This window comes from Pseudomonas sp. B21-015 (genome assembly GCF_024749285.1).
GTDB lineage: Bacteria > Pseudomonadota > Gammaproteobacteria > Pseudomonadales > Pseudomonadaceae > Aquipseudomonas.
This window is the reverse complement of the sequence record NZ_CP087196.1, coordinates 3,928,962-3,948,680: the sequence shown is the minus strand read 5'-3', so window position 1 is coordinate 3,948,680 and position 19,719 is coordinate 3,928,962. Positions and strand designations below refer to the sequence as shown.

At 60.0% G+C, this 19,719-nt stretch carries 18 protein-coding genes; 12 read left to right on the top strand and 6 right to left on the bottom strand.

The window, feature by feature from the left end; all coding sequences use genetic code 11:
- Positions 1-184: 184 nt before the first annotated feature.
- A complete protein-coding gene (locus LOY38_RS17655) occupies positions 185-457 on the top strand; it encodes a DUF4242 domain-containing protein (protein WP_258696340.1) in 273 nt (90 codons plus the stop codon).
- Between the two features lie 30 nt (positions 458-487).
- A complete protein-coding gene (locus LOY38_RS17650) occupies positions 488-1,300 on the top strand; it encodes a class I SAM-dependent methyltransferase (RefSeq protein WP_258696339.1) in 813 nt (270 codons plus the stop codon).
- 144 nt (positions 1,301-1,444) lie between these two features.
- On the opposite strand, the gene LOY38_RS17645 is transcribed toward LOY38_RS17650, so the two are convergent.
- The 4 genes from LOY38_RS17645 to LOY38_RS17630 form a co-directional block, all read right to left on the bottom strand.
- Positions 1,445-2,371 (bottom strand): universal stress protein, encoded by a 927-nt coding sequence (locus LOY38_RS17645; protein ID WP_258696338.1) that lies wholly within the window; start codon positions 2,369-2,371, stop codon positions 1,445-1,447.
- Positions 2,372-2,533: 162 nt separating this feature from the next.
- Complete coding sequence (locus LOY38_RS17640; protein WP_258696337.1) at positions 2,534-2,920, bottom strand: DUF488 domain-containing protein; 387 nt, start codon at positions 2,918-2,920, stop codon at positions 2,534-2,536.
- Positions 2,921-2,931: 11 nt separating this feature from the next.
- Complete coding sequence (gene pcsA / locus LOY38_RS17635) at positions 2,932-3,654, bottom strand: phosphatidylcholine synthase (RefSeq protein WP_258696336.1); 723 nt, start codon at positions 3,652-3,654, stop codon at positions 2,932-2,934.
- A 198-nt stretch (positions 3,655-3,852) separates the two neighbouring features.
- The gene (locus tag LOY38_RS17630) at positions 3,853-4,224 is read right to left on the bottom strand and encodes a VOC family protein (protein ID WP_258696335.1); all 372 of its coding nucleotides are present in this window, start codon (positions 4,222-4,224) and stop codon (positions 3,853-3,855) included.
- A 106-nt stretch (positions 4,225-4,330) separates the two neighbouring features.
- Here LOY38_RS17630 and LOY38_RS17625 point away from each other — a divergent pair, with 106 nt between their 5' ends.
- From LOY38_RS17625 to ligD, 10 genes are all read left to right on the top strand, one after another.
- Positions 4,331-5,110 carry a tellurite resistance TerB family protein gene (locus tag LOY38_RS17625; RefSeq protein ID WP_408980528.1) on the top strand — a complete coding sequence of 260 codons (780 nt, stop codon included), beginning with the start codon at positions 4,331-4,333 and terminating at the stop codon, positions 5,108-5,110.
- A gap of 698 nt (positions 5,111-5,808) precedes the next feature.
- A complete protein-coding gene (locus tag LOY38_RS17620) occupies positions 5,809-6,858 on the top strand; it encodes a hypothetical protein (RefSeq protein WP_258696333.1) in 1,050 nt (349 codons plus the stop codon).
- A 177-nt stretch (positions 6,859-7,035) separates the two neighbouring features.
- A complete protein-coding gene (locus LOY38_RS17615; protein WP_258696332.1) occupies positions 7,036-9,081 on the top strand; it encodes an iron-containing redox enzyme family protein in 2,046 nt (681 codons plus the stop codon).
- On the top strand, positions 9,078-10,919 hold the full coding sequence (locus tag LOY38_RS17610; protein WP_258696331.1) for a carbamoyltransferase: 1,842 nt from the start codon (positions 9,078-9,080) through the stop codon (positions 10,917-10,919). Before LOY38_RS17615 ends, LOY38_RS17610 begins: the two co-directional genes overlap by 4 nt.
- Before the next feature lie 141 nt (positions 10,920-11,060).
- Positions 11,061-12,017 (top strand): TauD/TfdA family dioxygenase, encoded by a 957-nt coding sequence (locus tag LOY38_RS17605; RefSeq protein WP_258696330.1) that lies wholly within the window; start codon positions 11,061-11,063, stop codon positions 12,015-12,017.
- 44 nt (positions 12,018-12,061) lie between these two features.
- Positions 12,062-13,318, top strand: a complete 1,257-nt coding sequence (locus LOY38_RS17600; protein WP_258696329.1) for an ATP-grasp domain-containing protein — start codon at positions 12,062-12,064, stop codon at positions 13,316-13,318.
- Positions 13,315-14,511 carry an acetyl-CoA carboxylase biotin carboxylase subunit family protein gene (locus LOY38_RS17595; RefSeq protein ID WP_258696328.1) on the top strand — a complete coding sequence of 399 codons (1,197 nt, stop codon included), beginning with the start codon at positions 13,315-13,317 and terminating at the stop codon, positions 14,509-14,511. Before LOY38_RS17600 ends, LOY38_RS17595 begins: the two co-directional genes overlap by 4 nt.
- Positions 14,508-15,290: an SDR family oxidoreductase gene (locus tag LOY38_RS17590; protein WP_258696327.1), complete on the top strand. Its 783-nt coding sequence runs from the start codon at positions 14,508-14,510 to the stop codon at positions 15,288-15,290. The genes LOY38_RS17595 and LOY38_RS17590 overlap by 4 nt, the downstream gene beginning before the upstream one ends.
- On the top strand, positions 15,290-15,925 hold the full coding sequence (locus LOY38_RS17585) for a LysE family translocator (protein WP_258696326.1): 636 nt from the start codon (positions 15,290-15,292) through the stop codon (positions 15,923-15,925). The genes LOY38_RS17590 and LOY38_RS17585 overlap by 1 nt, the downstream gene beginning before the upstream one ends.
- Positions 15,926-16,100: 175 nt before the next feature.
- The gene (gene ligD / locus LOY38_RS17580) at positions 16,101-18,656 is read left to right on the top strand and encodes a DNA ligase D (RefSeq protein WP_258696325.1); all 2,556 of its coding nucleotides are present in this window, start codon (positions 16,101-16,103) and stop codon (positions 18,654-18,656) included.
- 44 nt (positions 18,657-18,700) lie between these two features.
- On the opposite strand, the gene LOY38_RS17575 is transcribed toward ligD, so the two are convergent.
- Positions 18,701-18,982: a DUF3303 domain-containing protein gene (locus tag LOY38_RS17575; protein WP_258696324.1), complete on the bottom strand. Its 282-nt coding sequence runs from the start codon at positions 18,980-18,982 to the stop codon at positions 18,701-18,703.
- Between the two features lie 212 nt (positions 18,983-19,194).
- Positions 19,195-19,596 carry a hypothetical protein gene (locus LOY38_RS17570; RefSeq protein ID WP_019648541.1) on the bottom strand — a complete coding sequence of 134 codons (402 nt, stop codon included), beginning with the start codon at positions 19,594-19,596 and terminating at the stop codon, positions 19,195-19,197.
- Positions 19,597-19,719: the final 123 nt, after the last annotated feature.

Sequence of the window (19,719 nt, the reverse complement as noted above, 5' to 3'; positions counted from 1 at the left end):
CCGTTTCGGCGACGCAAGCCAACCTGTTAATGCGGCGTTACGGAGGGGCGACCATGCATCGGAGAGCGGTGCATTTCGTGGGACTGCCGGACGACCGGGCAGGACGGATACGTATCCGGGAGCTTTAGTTTGTGGACGGGGTCACTCTCGACTCTGCCATCACGATCATGCAAGGGAGATTGTCATGCCTAAGTTCATTATTGAGCGCGAGCTTCCGGGGGCCGGCGCACTGCCGCAACAGGAACTCAAAGCGATCTCGCAAAAATCCTGCGATGTGTTGCGCGGGTTGGGGCCAGAAGTGCAATGGCAGCAGAGTTACGTCACTGGCGACAAGATTTATTGCGTGTACATCGCGCCGAATGAAGAACTCATCAGGGAGCACGCCAAACAGGGTGGATTTCCGATCAACAGCGTTTCCCGAGTCATGAGCATCATCGATCCCACCACGGCGGAGTAAGCCGGGCCAACCTGCGATGGAGCTGACTTCATGAGCACACCCATTGACCTCACTGCCCTGAAAAACCGTCAGATGACTGCGTGGGCCAGCGGCGACTACGCCGTGATCGGCACCACCTTACAGATTGTCGGCGAACAACTGGCCGAAGCCTGCGACCTGCTCTGTGATGAGCTCGTGCTGGACGTCGCCGCCGGCAACGGTAACGCAACGCTCGCCGCCGCGCGTCGGGGCTGCAAGGTTACGTCCACCGACTACGTGGCCAAGCTGCTTGAACGGGGTGAAGACCGCGCCCGGGCCGAGCGCCTGGACGTGACCTTTCAGGTGGCCGATGCCGAGGCCCTGCCGTTCGAAGACGCCAGCTTCGATGCCGTGCTCTCGACCTTCGGTGTGATGTTTACCCCGGATCAGCCCAAGGCCGCCGCGGAACTGGCGCGGGTGTGCCGTCCTGGCGGGCGAATTGGCCTTGCCAACTGGACGCCTGAAGGCTTCGTCGGCCAGATGTTCAAGACCCTGGGTCGCCACATGCCGCCACCCGTGGGGGCTCAACCGCCTTCCAACTGGGGCTCCGAAGCCTGGTTGCACTCGCAGTTCGATCAGCGCGACTTTCTACTCCAGGTGACACGGCGGTTATTCAACTTCCGCTACCGCTCGGCCGCCCATTTCATCGACATTTTCCGCACCTGGTATGGCCCGGTTCACAAGGCCTTTGCGACCCTGCCACCCGAAGGGGGCGCGGCGCTGGAAAGCGACTTGACCGAACTGCTCAATCGCCTGAATCGAGCGGGAGAGCGGTCGCTGGTGGTGCCCAGTGAATACCTGGAGGTGGTGATTACACGGCGTTGAAACGACAACACAAATCCCCTGTGGGAGCGGGCTTGCTCGCGAAGGCGGACATTCAGTCAACATCACTGTTGAACGTAAGATCCTCTTCGCGAGCAAGCCCGCTCCCACAGGGTATGTGCAGAATTGACTCTCTGAGCAGCCCAATCACTCATCCAGCCGCTCGGTGTACACCACCCACACGCTGCACGGCATTTTGTACAACACATGTTCCACCGTGCTGCCGATCAACCGGCCCATGCCGCGATGGCCGATCCGGCCCATGACAATCACGTCGACGTCATAGGTATCGGCATAGCGGGTCAGCACCTTGGTCGGGTTGCCCATGATCATGTGTCGTTGTTCCGGCGCGATGCCGTTGCGTGCGGCCAGTTCGTTGAAGGCGTCCTCCTGGAAGTCGAACAGGGTCTTGGCCTTGCCGGAAGTGAAGAACGCCGAACCGTTATCGAAGTTGAATTCGTCCGCGCTGATGGATGAAAGGTCATAGGCGTAGACCACATCGAGCTCGGCATTGCAGGCGCTGGCCAGTTTTGACGCTTCGTGCAGAATCCGGTCGTTGAAGCTTTTGTATTGATCATCACGATGGAAGGGATCGACCGCCGCGACGATCTTGCGCGGCAATGCATGCTTGGCATGGCTGACGAAATGCAGCGGCACCGGGCACTCACGCAGCAGATGCACGTCAAGGGGGGTAAACACCAGCCGCGACAGCCGCGATGGGTGTTCCAGCGCCTTGATCAGCACGTCCATCGGCTGCTCTTTGAGGTGAATCAGGATTTCCTCCAGCGGATGTTCGACCCAGGCCACCTCGGTGGTGACGTGCACACCGATCTTGCGCAAGGGGCGGGCCTGTTCCTCAAGCCACTGACGGTGGCGCTCGACGTACCCCAGGCGCATCTGTTCCAGGGCTTTTTCGTTGACCAGGCTGGCGGTCGCCAGGCCTTCCAGATAGTCGAAGGCCACGATGTGCAGGGCCGCACTCTCGGCCTTGGCCAGCGCCGCGGCCCGGTCGAAGGCGGGGCTGTGTTCCATCAGGGGTGAGACGACCAGCATGAAACGCGATTGACCAGACATGACAAACCTCCCGTTCAATACACCCAATCCTTTGATTATTGACCATGATCGGTCTCTCTTCCGTGGGGTTCATGCGATGGGTGTCATGCCGACGTTCTAATGTGGGAGATTCTATGTTGCAGGGCAACCCGGCAACTTCAGGCCGGCTGGTGTTCACCTGATTTAAACAACGTTCGCGCCCCGTGCCTCCAGTAGTTCCCGTAATACGGAACGGTGGCAGTACGCCTCTTCCTCGCAATAACACCCCACGGCCAGCGACGTTTGATGGGAGAGGGCGGCCAGCAGGTCGAGCAACTGGCTGGGTGCGGGATGGTTCATTTCGGCCTTGAACTTGCGCTTGAAGGCCTCCCAGGCTTTGGCATCGTCTGCCGCTTTGGCTACGGCCACCAACTCGGGGCTGGGAGACAGCAGCGGTTGCCACACATCATAAAAATCACGACTGGCAAATTCGGCCTTCGGCACGCCACGAGGCGGGCGGCGTACGGTGCCCAGGCGCAGGCCTTCGTTGGCGGAGCGGGGTGAACCGAGTCGCACGATATGGATGGGCATGATCGCAGTGCCTACTTGAGCCGCGAGCTGTCGAACCACTCCAGCGCGGTGCGCCAGATGCAGATTCCCAGGAAGTACGCCGACATCAGCAGCCACAGGCCCATCACCAGCGGGTTGATGACCGGGTGGTTGACCACCAGCGACAAGCTGCACAGCAGCCAGATGGCCGTCACGGCAATGTTGATCGGCATGAATCGACGCACGCGGAACGGGTGCAAAAACTTCATTCGGGTCACGGTCAACAGTGCCAGGCCGATGACCGTGAGCAAGGTGATCCACGGCGACGGATCGATGATGTACAGGCATAGCGCAACCACGTTCCACGCGGCGGGGAAGCCCTGGAAGTAGTTGTCTTTGCTCTTCATGTTGACGTTGCAGAAGCAAAACAGCGACGACACCAGAATCAGCGACACGGTCAGCAGCAGGGTGTAGTCCGGCAACGGGATGTAACGGTAGATGAACAGCGCCGGGATAAACACATAGGTCAGGTAGTCGATCACCAGATCGAGGATCGAACCGTCGAAACTTGGCAGCACCGACTGCACATTGACCTTGCGCGCCAGTGCGCCGTCCAGGCCATCGACGATCAGCGCCACGCCCAGCCACAGCAGGCAATTGGTGGGTTGGTTCTCCAGCAAGGCGAGGGTCGCGAGGAAGGCAGTGACCACGCCGGTGGCGGTAAAACCATGGGCGCCCCACGCTTTGAGCCTGGCGATGTGTACGGCGGATATCACGGGGGCGTTCTCCAGAAAGTGAAGCAAGCCGGTTATCACCCTCCTGTTGAGGGCGTCGGCAAACCGGGTCGGGTAGCAGGTATCGACCGGATTTTCGGGGATAAGGTTCACCACCTTTGAATCTTAGACGCCGCGCAAAAAAATACCCCGGAAATCTCCGGGGCACGTATTGAGCGTTGACCGATGTCGCGACGGGTGTCAGCTCAGTGAGGGGTAGAACACGCGCAGCCGATGGTTATCCGGGTCAAGCGCGACGAAGGTACGACCGAAGTCGAGCTCTGTTGGCGTTTGCACCATGGTCAGCCCGAGAGCGCTCCAATCGGCAAACAGGGCATCGACCTGTTCGGCGGTTTCCACCGGGAACGCCAGTTCGGTCCCGCCGCCCGTCGCACCCACCGCAGGTTCGGCGGTGTGCCGCGACCAGAGTCCCAGCTTGTAGCCGCCATCCAGGACAAACAGAGCGAAGGTCGGCGACTCTTCCACGGGCTTGCGTTCGAGCAGAAACTCATAGAATCGTGCACTGATGGCGGGGTTTTCCACGAAAAGCAAAATGTAACGGGGAGTGATCATAGGGCTGCTCCATTCAAGGTGGACGCAGCATAAAAGGAGGCAGTGTCAGTTTCTGTCAGGAGTGTGAGCGGGCGCCTTTTGATGTCAGCCAGACGGCGCTGGCGTAATGTCCGACGAGGGCTATTGTTGCCTGACTGAGTTTCTGCCCATTGATGAGGACGTCGTCATGAACACCAGCGATTTGCTTGAGCAATTACTGCGAGCCGGCCAGGGCTCGCAGTCGCAACAGAGTGGCGGTGCGGCGTCAGCTCAAGGAGGTTTGGGCGATCTTGGCGGGTTGCTTGGTGGTCTGTTAGGGCGCGGCGCGGGTGCCAGTGCGGGCGGAGGCCTGGGCGGTTTGCTCGGGGGGCTGCTGGGCGGCGGTTCACCCGTGGGCGGTTCGACGCAAACGCGATCGGGCGGTACCAACTACGCAGCATTGGCCTCTTTGGGGATGATGGCGTTCCAGGCGTATCAGGCCTGGCAACGCAGCCAGGCCTCGGCACCACAACAGGCGCCGCGCACCGTTGATCTGTTGTCTGGCCCGGAAATCGAAGACCACAGCCACGCCATCCTCCGTGCCTTGATCGCCGCCGCCAAGGCCGATGGGCGCATCGATGATGCCGAGAAGCAAATGATCAGCACCGAAATCGGCCGCCATACCGACGATCCGCAGCTGCAGCAATGGCTCGATGACGAAGTCGCCCGGCCACTGGATGCTGCCGATGTGGCGCAGTCCGCTCAGGATCCGGGCATGGCCGCCGAGATGTACCTGGCCAGCGTGATGTTGGTGGATGATCAGCAGGACGCCGAACGCAATTATCTGGATGAATTGGCGGCTGCGCTGAAGATCGATCCCGAGTTGCAGCTGCACCTGGAGCAACAGGCCAAGGGCGGCACGGCCTGAACGTGCTCCCTTTTGATCTTTGGCATTTTCGGAGCCGCTGAAATTCAAAAGATTGCAGCCTGCGCCAGCTCCCCTACGGAAATGGCGTTCGTTAATCAGGGGGCGTGTGGTTCCGCCTTTATTCATTGAGGTGTCCTTGCACAAACCCGTCTGTTCGGCAGAACCTGGCTTCCATAAGTGCTGTCATTTTAATGGCATGAATGACCGGGTATTCAAAGGGGTTGTTGATTTTGCACACCCGTTCATCAATATTTTTTCCCAATAGATGAAATGCAGGTACTTTCATTTGACATCTGGGATTCAATGTCTAGAATCGTTCGCACGAGTCCCCTCTGAGGGGCCGAGAAGAATAAAAGTAAAGGGACGATACAATGCATGGAAGCTATCCATATCGCCGTATTGCAGCATGCAATACCTTCATATTGTACCTCGCTACAGTCATCACTGAATTTCCCGCCTCGTCGCATTGCGATGTGAACTTTATCGCTCGCATACGGTTTTAATTGATTTCGACTTTCATGCATCTAACAGTTTAGGTTGGTAATAGCCAAAACTTATGATGCATGGTTTGTCGTGGGTCGTGATTAGCCAATTCGCACTTTCGATATTAAAGATTCGAAATTGATGGCGTCGTTCGCCCCGAAAAAAATTGGCTGATCAAATGGAATTCTGATTCTCGCTAAAGGAGTGGCTTGGCCATGTTTAAAAGACGCAAGCGCATCGCACTGGATGATCCCAGTCTGGAACGTGTGAAGTTGACACCCCAGATGCTCACCTACGATCAATTCGCCAGTCGCAGTCGTTCCCAGTACCTGCCTTATGTGATGGGTTTCAATGCCGCCGACTACCGTTCGGAATCGATCAATACCGATCGGCTCGGATTTCGCCTGGCCCATGATGCGCAAGGCCGGCCGATCAGTGTCGGCACCCTGGAGGCCGGCGCGCCGTCCGCGGTAAATTTGCTGGTCGGGGCCTCAACAGCCTTGGGTTACGGGGCTTCCAGTGATGCCGCCTCGCTAGCGAGCCGCCTGTCCACGTATGATCCCGACGGTACGCCATGGCTGAATTTTGCTGGGCATACCTTTAATGCGACCCAGGAATTGATGCTATTCATGCTGCATGCCCATCGACTGCCCAAAGTGCGGAAGATCGTGATCATGGGGGGCTTCAATACGCTGGTCATGGCGCGTCTTCCCGAGTTCATTCGGGGTGATCTGCCGCCGTTCTACTTCTGCGGCGACTATTACGAAAAGTTTGATGAAATTGCTGAAGAGAATGGCGCAGAACTGCCGCCAAGCAAACTTCCAAAGTGGCCTGCCGAAACGACCGAAGTTCCGCCAGTTTCACAAACTCTGGCACGCGCCACACAAGACACCCTAAATCGTCTGACTACTTGGAAGCGACTCGCGGATTCTTTGGGTGCGGAACTTACGTTTGTTCTCCAGCCCTTGGCGACTTGGGCAAGAACACCGTGCGCCGAAGAGCAGAAACTGTTCGCTGAACTTGATCGAATTTCCCGGTTTGGCACTTGGCAGCATTTGTATGGCGACATATCCGTTCCCGACGTCGCGGAATATTACGCTGATAACTTGGCCAGTGGTTGTCATGGTTTAGGCATTCGATTTGCCAGTTTGATCGATGATTTTAGAGAGCGTCCGGGCGATGAATGGCTTTTCGTAGATCGCGCGCACTTTACCGACCTTGGCAGTGATGTCGCAGCACGCACCATTCATCGATACCTGCAGTGAAAGTTTAGGAGACTCTATGTTCAAGCGAATTCGCAAGGCACTTGGTTCTTTGTTCAAGAAAAAGAAAAAGTCCAAGAAGAAAAACAATTCCTCCATATATCCAATGCACTGATGAAGACTAATAGGCAAATCTTTTCCAGTTTCCTCGGGGCAGAGACCGGGGGAGAGGCGAGGCGCATGTTCACGCCCGTCACCCTGCGCACGTGCCTGGATGCGGTGCAGGGGACGGACTTGGCAGACCTCGACTTCGCCAGCGCGACGGCCTTGGCGGGGCTGGCGAGTGTGGCATGCGAGCGGCTTGGGCCATGGCGCGACGGATTCCGAAGGTTGGCACAGGCAATCGAGACGAACGAAGCAGATGCCCAGGCGCTGCGTGCCAAGGCGGCGTTGGAGTCGGCTCCCTTTCTGATCGGCAGCCAGCACCTGATTCATGGGGTCTGTGGTAGCTGGAATAATGAAGCGCGCCATGCCATGGCAGCGCTGCGTATCCATGCGGCGGATGTGGGTGCCGGTCAACCGGGGGCCAGTCGTATCCAGCGCTACCAGGAATTGCTGCGTCAGCACGCGCTGGCAGATGCTGGCGAAGATCTCTTGCGAGCAGTGGCCGACCCAAGGATTTCGGACGGAGCCTTCAACTGTGCCTCGGCCCTGGTCGTATTGGGGCATTTCCCGGAGTCGCTGACGGCCCAGATCCTGGGGGTCAACCTTTACCTGCGCCATTGCGGGCTGCTGCCCGCGTTCGAGTTCATTGCCAACAATGAGCCGTCCACCCGCCAATTTCTCGATTTGCGTCACGACCCCGCCGGTCGTACCGACGATCTCGCCGTGCTCGCTGAAGTGGCCGTCCGGGAATTTCTCGGGCAGATGGGACCGGCCGCAAACGTTGGGGTACGCCAAGGCTACCTGTGGGCGCGCTGGCAAGTCGAGGAGATGAACGGAGCACTGCTCAATGTGCTTGAGCGCTGGCTCGATCCGAGAGAGGCGGCACGCCACCTGATTAGCCGACGTCGGCTGGATGCTTGCCAATACCATGACAAGACACGGCTGAATAAGGTGCCGATGAAGCCCTTGCTCGCGGTCGACGACTCCTTGACGTTCCTCGATCATCTTGCCGCCAGCACCTACGTGCGGGCGGGCAAGCCGGAATCGAGTCCACTGCTCACCAGCCTGATTTCGCCGCGGGGCAAGATGTTCCGAATCTTCAGTCGCGACGATATTGCCATTCTTCACCGCTGGATCTGCGGCTTGCCTTACGCCGATGCGCCCATGCAGCCTGCGGCTTTCCAGGTATGGAAAGACGACGGAATACTCGCCGGGGCTATTCGCGAGGACGCTGAACCCCAAGCGTTAGTCGCCAGTTTGAGCCCACGAGAGGCCTACCCGCGCATGTTGCGCATGGAGCTCGCGCCGTCAGATGAGTCCTATGCCGGTCACTACGTGAAGAGCTGGCTGGCCCGGGCCGCCCATGGCGTCGCCAAGGGGCGTTGCTCGTTGCCGGAGCATTGGGCTCCCGGTGTCTTGCAGCAGTGGTTGCAGGGCCAGCATGAAGCTTCCAACCAGGCACTGGGGCAGGACGAAGAGCTGCCGTCTCGCGATGAGGTGGTCGCCGATATCCTGTCCCTGGCGCCGCTGACAATGATCGACGGGGCTTGGCTGGCCGGGTTCGCCCACCCGGCGGTAGCCTCCACGGCGTATGGCAGCCGGCTGTTCGAAACGCTTTTCGATGAGTTGGGCAACGGAATCGAGGCGCAGAACCATCCCGTTATCTACCGCCATCTGCTCAAGGCAGTACATGGCGAGTTGCCGGCCACCGCCGACCCTGGATACGCCAACGCAACGTGCTTCAACGACGAGGACTTCGAGCTGCCCGTGTTCTGGTTGTCAATCGGACGGTATCCCCAAACCTACTGCCCGGAGATTCTCGGGCTGAACCTGGCGATGGAGCTATCCGGTGTAGGTGGCGGTTATCGGCGTACCCACAAGGCGTTGGTCGCCTACGGCTATCCGACGATGTTCGTCGATCTGCACAACTCCATCGACAACATCTCCACCGGGCATACGGCATGGGCTGCCGCGAGTCTGGATACCTACCTTTGCGCATTTTCTCGACGTGACCGTGAAGAACTTTGGGCGCGCGTCCGTAATGGATTCGTCGCGCTCAATCCACCCAGGGAGCAAACAATGCTGGATAAGTTTCGCGAAAAAGTGAGGTCGCTGCTATGACGGTTACGCTTGGCATTTCTGCCTTTTATCACGACAGCGCGGCCACTCTGGTTGTGGACGGCAAGATCGTCGCCGCGGCCCAGGAAGAGCGCTTCAGCCGGATCCGGCATGACCCGGGTTTTCCGCGTAAGGCCATTGAGTATGTCCTGACGTACGCAGGTATAAACCTGGCCGATGTCGACCATGTCGCCTATTACGAAGACCCGGCGCTCAAGTTCCGTCGGGTGCTCTCGACGGCAGCCGTGGCCGGGTTTTCGGCAGCGCGCACCTATGCACCGGTGCTTGGCGAATGGCTATCAACCAAGCGCCGAATGGACCGTGAGGTTGTGCGTCATCTCAGCGCGATGGGAGACCGGGACGGTCGCCGAATCGAAGTGCATGGCCACCACGAGTCCCACGCTGCATCGGCGTTCTTCCCCAGTCCGTTCGAGAGCGCCGCGATCCTGTGTATCGACAGTGTCGGCGAATGGGCGACGACCACTCTCTGGCACGGTAAGCCAGAAGGCATCGAGCTGGTCGCAGAGTTGTCCTTTCCCCATTCGCTGGGCTTGCTCTACTCGGCCTTCACCTATTTCTGCGGCTTCAAGGTGGACTCCGGCGAATACAAACTCATGGGACTTGCGCCTTATGGCAAGCCTCACTACGTCGACACGATCCTCTCGCATCTGATCGATGTGAAGCCCGATGGCAGCTTCAGACTCGACTGGACCAAGTTCGAGTTCATCAAGGGCCAGGTCATGACGGGCGATGCCTTTGAGCAGCTGTTCGGAGGCCCCCGGCGCTTGCCCGAGGCCCCCCTTACCGATCGCGAATTCGATTTGGCGGCATCGGTGCAGAAAGTCACGGAAATCGTCGTTTCGCGCCTGGCCAAGACCGCCCGTGAACTCACTGGCGAGACAGCGCTATGCATGGCCGGGGGCGTTGCCCTTAACTGCGTAGCCAACGGTGTGATCTCGCGTGAGCGAACGTTCGACCGACTGTGGGTGCAACCGGCGGCTGGCGATGCGGGTGGCTCGCTGGGCGCCGCGCTGCTGACAGACCGCACGCATCGCCGCGTAGCAAACCGCGAGCTACCTGCTGGCGTGCGTGATGGCATGAGCGGAGCATTGCTCGGGCCGGAGTACAGTGAGGAGCAGATCAGGGACGAACTGGAAGCCTGCGGCGCTGTTTTTCACAGGCTTTCGCAGGAAGAGCTCGACCAGCGGGTGAGCACCAGCATAGAGGACGGCGGGGTCATCGGCTGGTTCCAGGGGCGGATGGAGTTCGGTCCGCGATCACTTGGCAGCCGTTCGATCCTGGGTGATCCGCGCCGCTCGGACACCCAGTCAAACATGAACCTGCGCATCAAGTTTCGCGAGTCCTTCCGGCCCTTCGCTCCCGTGGTGCTTGAGGAAAAAGCGGCTGACTACTTCGATATCGTCGAGGAAAGCCCCTACATGCTGGTGGTCTCGCCCATTGCAAAGGGCATTCGCAAGGCGATCCCACAGGAGAGTGCGCGGCTTACCGGTATCGACTTGCTCAAGTTGGTGCGCAGCGATCTGCCAGCAATTACCCACGTGGACTTCTCGGCAAGAGTGCAGACCGTGGACCGGGAGCGCAACCCGCGGTTCCGGGCGCTGCTTGAACGCTTCTACCAGCGTTCGGGGTGTCCGGTACTGGTCAACACCTCGTTCAACGTGCGCGGTGAGCCCATTGTGAACACGCCGTTCGAAGCTTATCGCTGCTTCATGCGTACCAATATGGATGTACTGGCGATTGGCGATTTCTATCTCGATAAATCGGAGCAGCCTCAGTTTGAGGAAGCGGTCGACTGGCGCGAGACAGTACCGCTGGATTAACTATTTCATACACTAGGGAAGGTGCACTATGGATTATGTTCTGCTCTACCTGATCCTGCCGTTGGGGATGTTTATCCGGCGAACCAAGGCGTTCGCCCATCGTCCGGACCCCAAGGTCACCTCATATCTGAACCGCAAATCATGAGCGTCTTGGCCATGGATGTTCAGGAGGCTTCGCTGGTACAGGAGATGGTCGTCAATGACCCCGACCTGACCGGGCTGGAGCACTGTCGCGTGAGGCTGGCCGAAACGCCACACTGCGCTGACAGTGTGGGAACAGTCGGCGGGGACTGGCTCGGCACCGTGTTGGGACGGGATATCGTCGAGGCGATTCGCGCATTTCCTGCCAGCCCGCACAAAGCGCTGCTGATCAGAGGCATTTCGCTCTCGACGGACATCGCGACGCCACGCAATGGCTTCCTGCCCAATGCCGAGTGCGTTCTTGATTTCGATCTGCTGCACTTTGGCATGCTGCGACTGCTGGGTGTCAGGCCGCATGCCGTCGAGTATGAAAACTTCGGCAAGCTGGTCAGAAACGTCGTTCCGGTCCCGGAGGCTGCGGGCACCACGAGTTCCTGGGGCGCCGATGTGGAGTTTTTCTGGCACACCGACAACCCCAACTGGCCCTTCGCCGATCAAAGCCGAAGTGTCGCGACCGCCGTGCCGAACTTCCTGGCCTTCACCGCCGTGCGCAACTTTGAAGGGGCCTCCACCGACATTGTTTGTGTGGATCATGTTCTTTCACGGCTGCCCACCTGGGCGATCGCCCAGTTGCAGAAGGCTGCCTACACCTTTGGTGCCCCCGCCTCCAACGAGGGCTTCGATGGCGAGGCGAGGGTGCTGCCGGTGCTGGAGCAGGACGCTGGCGGTTATCGCTTGCGCTTTGACGATGGCATCGTGGCCGCGCTCGACCTGGACAGCGAAAAGGCTCTTGCGCTCCTGCGCCAGTGCCTGCGTGACGCCCAGGGTATAGAGGTGGTGCTGCAGCCAGGCGACTTCTTCATTTTCAAAAATGCCCGCGTGCTGCACCGACGCAAGGCGTTCCAGCCTTTGCTCAACGGCAAGGCGCGCTGGCTGCGTAGGGTGTACGGCAGTTGATCCTTTGCTTCAAAAAACCATCCCAATAGACATGGAGTTTATGCATGAACAAGCGTATCGCAGTAGTCGGTGGCCGTCCCGCGCCTATCCACGGTGCCAAAGAACTGGGCATCGACGTCGTACTGGTGCATCAAGAGGGTGACTACGAGCAGGAGATCCTCGCCCATTGCGAACAAGTGGTGCATGCCAGGCTTGACGACGCCGAGGCCATTATCAAGGTCCTCGAGCCCCTGCACCGCGAACGTCCGTTCGATCGCATCATTACCACCACCGAAGTGGCGGGCGAGTCGACGGGCAAGGTGGTTGATCACTTCGGCCTCACCGGGGTTTCCTATAAGACTGCGCGCCTGCTCAAGGACAAAGTGGCCATGCGCGAGTTGCTGGTCGAGCACAACCTGAGCCCGGTAGCTTATCGCCATGTCACCAGTGCGCAGGATGCCATCACGTTCGTCAAAGAGCATGGCAAGTCGGTTCTCAAACCAGCCGAAGGCGTAGCCAGCCTGCACATCCATCCCTGCGATGACGAAGCCTCCGCTTCCAAGGCTTGGCAGGCGCTTCAGGATGCCGACGTCAAGCACATCATCATCGAGGAGTACCTGGAGGGGCCGGTCGTCAGCGTCGACTCCTTCTCGTTCAAGGGTCGCCACCTTCCGATTGGTTACTCCCAGTACCGCATGAACGACAAATACGTAGAGTGGGAGGTCAGTACGCCGAGCACTGAGGCCAAAAAATGGCTGAGCGAGCTGAAGGAAATGACCTGCCGCCTGCTCGACGCCGTAGAGCTGGAGGAGGGGCCTTCCCACAGCGAGTTCGTGCTGACCCCGAAAGGTCCTCGTGTACTCGAATCCCACGCTCGCCTGGCGGGCTCGGGTGCCCCGGAACTGGTGCGGCGTGCGTTCGGCCTGGACCTGAACCGCATGTTCCTGACGGTGCCACTGGGTATCGACACCCTGCCGGATGTGTCGCCCGAGCCGATAGCGGGTGCCGCGATCCAGTTCTTCGTACCGACGCCTGGCAAGGTCAGAAAGGTCGAGCTCGATCTCAAGCCTGATGTCGATGTGCGCCATACCAAGCCAGGCGAGACGCCACTGGTGTTCCTGCCGTTCCTGTTTGAGCTGGGTGCAGCCGAGCGTGCCGTCGTCATCCAGAAGCATGAGGGCGACAAGATTCCTCCGCTCGACACCGTTGCCGACTGCGTTTCAGGGTATGTCCTGGCAACAGGCTCCTCGCGCGAGGAGGCCGTTCGGATCGGCGACGAACTGGTGGAAGCGGTCCACTTCATCGTGGACCCCACGGCATGAGATATGTCCTGTGCTTGCACCGTTGGGTCGGCTGCCAAGCGCTCTATGACCGATACGAACTGCCTGCAGGAATGCAGATTCGGGCGATCTGCACGCCCGAATCCCGCGCGTCCCTGCCGAGCGAGCGTCTGGCGTCAAGCTCGACGCTCGCCTCACTGGACGATGCTGAGGCGGTCATGGTCGAGGCTGAGCGTTTGGTCGAGCAGCATGGCGTTCCAGCGCTGGTGGTTGCCCTTAATGAGGGCGACCTGCTCAATGCGGCTTCTATCCGCGAGCGATGGCAGATACCGGGAGATCTTGTCGCCTGGACCGAGCGGTTCCGCGACAAGCTCACCATGCTGGAGGTCGCTGGCCGGCAAACGTCGATCGGCGTGCTGCCTGCCTCGCCCGCCGATTCCCGCGAAGCGGTGGAGCGACTGGCGGCCGAACACGGCTATCCGCTGGTGCTCAAGCCGCGCTATGGCACGGCGAGTCGCGGGGTAAAATTCCTTCGCGGCCCAGGGGATCTTGATCAGATCCGGCAGGCAACGGAGCCGATGATGGTCCAGGCTTACTGCGCGGCCCCCATCCTGCACGTAGACGGCTGGTGGGATGGGCAACGGATTGTGGTGGTCACGGCGTCGCGTTATGTGAACAGCTGTGCCGATTTCGGTCCGGACAGCCCGCTGGGTAGCATCGAGCTCGAGGAGGGCGACGACGAACAGCGAATTGCGGGGCGCGTCGAGCAACTGCTGGCAGTCTTCGCGCCTGAGCGAGAAATCGTCTTCCACCTCGAACTGTTCGACCTGGATGACAGATGGCTGTTCCTGGAAATCGGTGCCCGGGTCGGTGGCGCCGAAATCCCGTTCCTCTGGCGAGAGGTGAGGGATATCGACCTGCTGGGGATCGCGTGGGAACTCCAGACAGGGGCGTCTACCCGCTACAGGGATCTTGCGCGCAGCCTTAGTAAGGAGGGCAGGCCATTGCACCCCGAGCGGGGTGCATGGGTGATCGCCCGCCGCAACAGCTCGCCGCGCGATGGCTTGGGTACCCTGTACTGGGCTCAGCCGCAGAACCTGGATCGCTTCGCCAGCGGTGTTTATGAAGGCGCTGGCACTCGCCTTCGCCTGCGCAGCTTCGATCGCCCCGCGTTGGTACGTGACGTGGGGATGATCTTCGAACAGTTATCCGAGTCATGGGGGGCTCAATCTTGAAAACAGCCGTTGTTACAGGTGCCAGCAGTGGTATTGGCGAGGCATGCGGCCGTACCTTGGCCAGTCGTGGCTGGCGGGTATTCCTTGTGGCGCGCAGGGGGGATCGGCTCGAGCGGATTGCCGGCGAAACCGGCGGACACGCCATTTTGCTGGATGTGACACAAGCGCGAGAAGAGGACTTGGTGCAGATTTGCGAGTGCGATCTTCTAGTCAACTGTGCGGGCGGTGCGATCGGCCTGGATGCGGTAGACACGGCCAGTGCCGAGGATTGGACGAACATGTTCAACAGCAACGTACTGGGGACTTTGCGGATGACCCAACTGATGTTGCCTCGGCTCATTGCATCCCAAGGGTGCATCGTCAATATTACCTCTACGGCTGCGCTAGCCGGTTATGAGGGGGGAGGCGGCTATTGCGCGGCCAAGAGTGCTCAGCGCGCGCTGACCCATTCCTTGCGACTGGAGATGAAGGGCGTACCGGTGCGCATCACCGAGGTGCTTCCCGGGATGGTGCATACGCCAGAGTTTTCCTTGAATCGTTTTCGCGGCGACGCCGAACGGGTCAGCGCCATCTACAATGATGTCGACCGGCCTTTGAGCGCGGACGATGTCGCCCAGGTTGTGGCTTGGGTTGCCGATCAACCCGCCCATGTCAATGTCGACGAAATCGTGGTTCGGCCAGTGGCACAGCGCGCTCAGCATGCGCTGTTCCGCGGCAGTCTCGGCTGGCTCGAGCCGCAGCGGGCCGACAAATCCCCTTTGAATGAAGGAGCACGCTAATGATGGCGCTGGAAAACCTGGCCGGTGTGGCCATCATCTCCTTGGGCATGGTTCTGACACCGGGTCCCAATATGGTCTACCTGACCTCGCGGGCGATTTCCCAAGGGCGGCTGGCCGGGATGATTTCGCTGGCGGGTGTGGCGCTAGGCTTCGTGTGCTACCTGCTGGCTGCGGGACTGGGGCTGGCGGCCTTGTTCAAGGCGGTGCCAGTGGCCTACGATTTCGTCAGGATCGCAGGCGCATTCTATCTGGGCTACCTGGCCTGGAACATGCTGAAGCCCAGGGGGACCTCCCCCTTCGAGGCGCGCGAACTGCCACCTCACTCGCCGAGACGGCTGTTCACGATGGGGCTGGTGACGAACCTGCTGAATCCGAAGATTGCGCTGATGTATTCCGCGCTGATTCCCCAGTTCATCGACCCTTCCGCAGGGTCTACCTTCCAGCAATTCATCCAGATGGGGCTGGTACAGATCACCATTGCCGTCACAGTGAACGGCATGATCGTCCTCGCCGCCTCCCGGGTCAGCGGATATCTGGCCACGCGACCCTCTGCCATGCGCACCCAACGCTGGGTGTCCGGGACCGTCCTGGGCGTCTTCGCGGTCGATATCCTGCTGCGCAAACCGCTCACCTGATAAAAAAGCGAGTGTTTCGCAAGCCCTGCAACGACAAGGCCCGGCCAATCGCCGGGCCTTGTCGTTTGGCGGAACCACGGGGCAAGTTTTGCAAGGCTACTGAACCTTCGCGCACTCATCCGGGGTCTCATGACTATAACGGTTTGATTCAGTCATAAACCCTGTGGAGGGCGCCATGGACAAGCCGCTCGAAAAGTACAACAACATGAGGAACTTCGAAAAAAGTCCAGAGCCTGCCGGTGTTTCCAAACCCGCCAAAGGCCGGCGACAAGGCAAAGCGCATGCGCTGCAGTTCTGCATTCAGAAACATGACGCCTCGCACCTGCACTATGACTTTCGCCTGGAACTCGATGGCGCGCTGAAAAGTTGGGCTGTGCCGAAAGGCCCGTCGCTGGACCCCAAGGTCAAGCGCCTGGCGATTCACGTCGAAGACCATCCACTCGATTACGCCACGTTCGAGGGCACCATTCCCGAAGGGCATTACGGCGCCGGCGAGGTGATCGTCTGGGACCGCGGGGTGTGGATTCCCCAGGATGATCCGGCCAAGGCATACGCCAAGGGACGACTGAAATTCGAGCTGCTAGGGGAAAAACTCGGCGGCCTGTGGAACCTCGTGCGCACGCACATGCCGGGCAAGCAGGAGCAATGGTTTCTGATCAAGCATCAGGACAGCGCGGCCAGACCTGAAAGCGAATATGACGTGGTCGCCGCCGAGCCCGACAGCGTGCTCAGTGACCGCGCCATCGTCGCCAAGTCGAAACCCGATCCCGTCAAAAAGCCAGCGGCGAGGGCGCTCAAGGACAAGTCGCCACAACTGACGGGCGCCCGCAAAGCCTGGCTACCGGAGCTGATCAAACCCGAATTGGCAACGCTGGTCGAATCCGCTCCGGATGGCGAATGGAGCTACGAGGTCAAGTTCGACGGCTACCGGGTCATGGCGCGCATCGACCACGATGAGGTCAAACTCTTCACTCGCAACGGTCACGACTGGACCCACAAATTGCCCGGGCAAGCCAAGGCGTTGGCGGCATTGGGGCTGGAATCGGCCTGGCTCGACGGCGAAATGGTGGTGGCGAACGAGCAGGGCGTTCCGGATTTTCAGGCGCTGCAAAACGCGTTCGATACCGGCCGTAGCGGGAATATCGTCTACTACCTCTTCGATGTGCCCTACCTCAATGGCGTGGACCTGCGCGAAGTGCCCGTCGAAGAGCGCAGGGCCGCACTGGCGACCGTGCTCAAGCCCAATGAAAACCCGCAATTGCGATTCTCCGACGCCTTCGGCGAATCCCCGGAGGCGTTGCTCAGCAGCGCCTGCAAAATGCAGATGGAAGGGCTGATCGGCAAGCGCCTGGGTTCACCTTACGTGTCCCGACGCAGCAGTGACTGGATCAAACTCAAGTGCAAGCATCGACAGGAATTCGTCGTGGTCGGCTTCACCAATCCCCAAGGCTCTCGCAGTGCCTTTGGCGCGTTGTTGCTGGGGCTGCACGACCGCGACAGCGGCGGTTTGCGCTATGCGGGCAAGGTCGGCACCGGGTTCAACGAGGCGACCCTCAAGCGTCTTTACGAACAACTGAAGCCGCTGCAGACGAAAAAGCCGTCGGTGGTCAACCCGCCCACCGGTGGTGAAGCCAAGGGTGTGCATTGGCTCAAACCCGTTCTGCTGGCGGAAGTGGCTTTTGCCGAGATGACCAAGGACGGCTCGGTACGCCAGGCCGTGTTCCATGGGCTACGTGAGGACAAGCCTGCTGAAGGCATCACCGAGGAGCGTGCGAAAGCCATGAAAACTGCAGCCGCTAAAAAGACAACCGCCCAAGACGCACCCGCACCCTCACAAGTCGGCCTGGGGCAGGGCAAAGTGCGCATTACGCACCCGGATCGGGTGATCGATGCCAGCAGCGGTACCACCAAGATGCAACTGGCGGAGTATTACACCAGCGTCGCCGAGTGGATCCTGCCGCAGCTCAAGGACCGGCCGGTGGCGCTGGTGCGTGCACCGGACGGCATCGCCGGCGAATTGTTCTTTCAGAAAAACTCAGAGCGTCTGGCCATTCCCGGAATCGCCATCCTGGACAAGGCACTGACGGGCCAACCGATGATGGTCATCAACAACGCCAAAGCCCTGATCGGCGCGGTGCAGATGGGCACGGTGGAGCTGCACACCTGGAACGCCACATCGGTCGATCTGGACAAACCCGACCGCTTCGTCCTCGACCTTGACCCGGACCCGGCGCTGCCCTGGAAGAGCATGATTGAAGCGACTCGGCTGACCCTCACGGTGCTGGATGAGCTGGGGCTCAAGGCGTTTCTCAAGACCAGCGGCGGCAAGGGGATTCACCTGGTCGTACCGCTGACCCGCAAGCACGGTTGGGACGAGGTCAAGGACTTCAGCCACGCGATTGTCAGCCACATGGCCAAGTTGCTGCCGGAACGTTTTTCTGCGGTGTCGGGGCCGAAAAACCGGGTTGGGCGCATCTTCATCGATTACCTGCGCAACGGCCTGGGCGCCACCACGATTTGCGCCTACGCCGTGCGCACCCGCGAAGGGCTGCCGGTGTCGGTGCCGGTCTTTCGCGAAGAAGTGGCCGAGCTCAAGGGCGCCAATCAGTGGAACCTGCACACTGTGCATGAGCGCCTGGCCGAGGTGGGCGATGAACCCTGGGCCGACCTGAAGAAAACCCGGCAGACGATTACCGCCGAGATGCGGCGGCGGATCGGGATGAAAACGTAGTGAATCAGCAGGAAGGCGGCGAGAGGCACTCGCCGCCTGGACGACTATTGCTTGCCGACCGCGGCTGCGAGCAGCGGCGCCACCTGTTCATCGGTCAATGCGGCGTGGACTTCCATGTTCATCAGGTCGCTCCATTCCAGCACCCACTTCTGAATCGCCACCGGATCACTGGCCTCGGCAATGCCCACACCGCTGGAGCCGCCGACGGCATGCCAGCGCCCCAGCATGGTGACGCCTGCGGGTGGGGCGCCACCGGTCTTGAGAAAACGTTCGATCGCGCTGTTACGTTGTTGCGGACTGATGGACCAACGGACCATGAATAACATCTGCCACCTCCTGCTACGGACTGGCACCTTTTATCTTCGCGTTCCTGGCTGGCGCCGGGGCCACGGTCACGCCTGAGTTTCCAGCTCCGTCCTGGCTGGCCTGAAACCTGTTCTCCCATCAGAAGGCATAGCAGCGGACCGTGTCGCGCGTGCGACCGCTGATCCTGTTTCAGGGCATTCGAGCGAACGTATCGGGATAACGGAGCAAGCCATCAGGCATCACGCAACAAGTCGTTGGCATTGAGCAGCTCGTAGGCGACTTCCGGATGCTTCTCCAGCCCTCGACGAATTGCCGCCGGGATCGACTGACGGGTTTTACGGCACAGGCCCGGCAGTTCGCCGAGGGTGATGTTGATGCCGCGCATGGTGCGCACTTCATTGAAGCCCGGAACGATCTCCACGCGCAGGCCCAACTGCTCGTACATCCGGCGTTGCAGACGCTCGAGGTCGCTCAGGCTCTGGAGGTTTTCCAGGCGTTCGATCAGGCGCTTCTCTTCCGACTGGGTCAGGCTCAGGATGCGCAGGTCCGTGCCGGGGGTTTCCAGCAGCTGCTCACGCTCGCAGATGCAGGCACCGGGAGGGCAGGGTTGGCGGATCGGAAGAGAGGTCGTCATGGGGTTCAATCATAGAGCGCTATGATCGGGTTTGCCCATGGGGTTGTGGTGCCTTCGAGCGCGATGTTGCCGAAATCGTCCGGTTACCTGCGCTGCTAGAATGCATGTATCAGTCCCGATTCT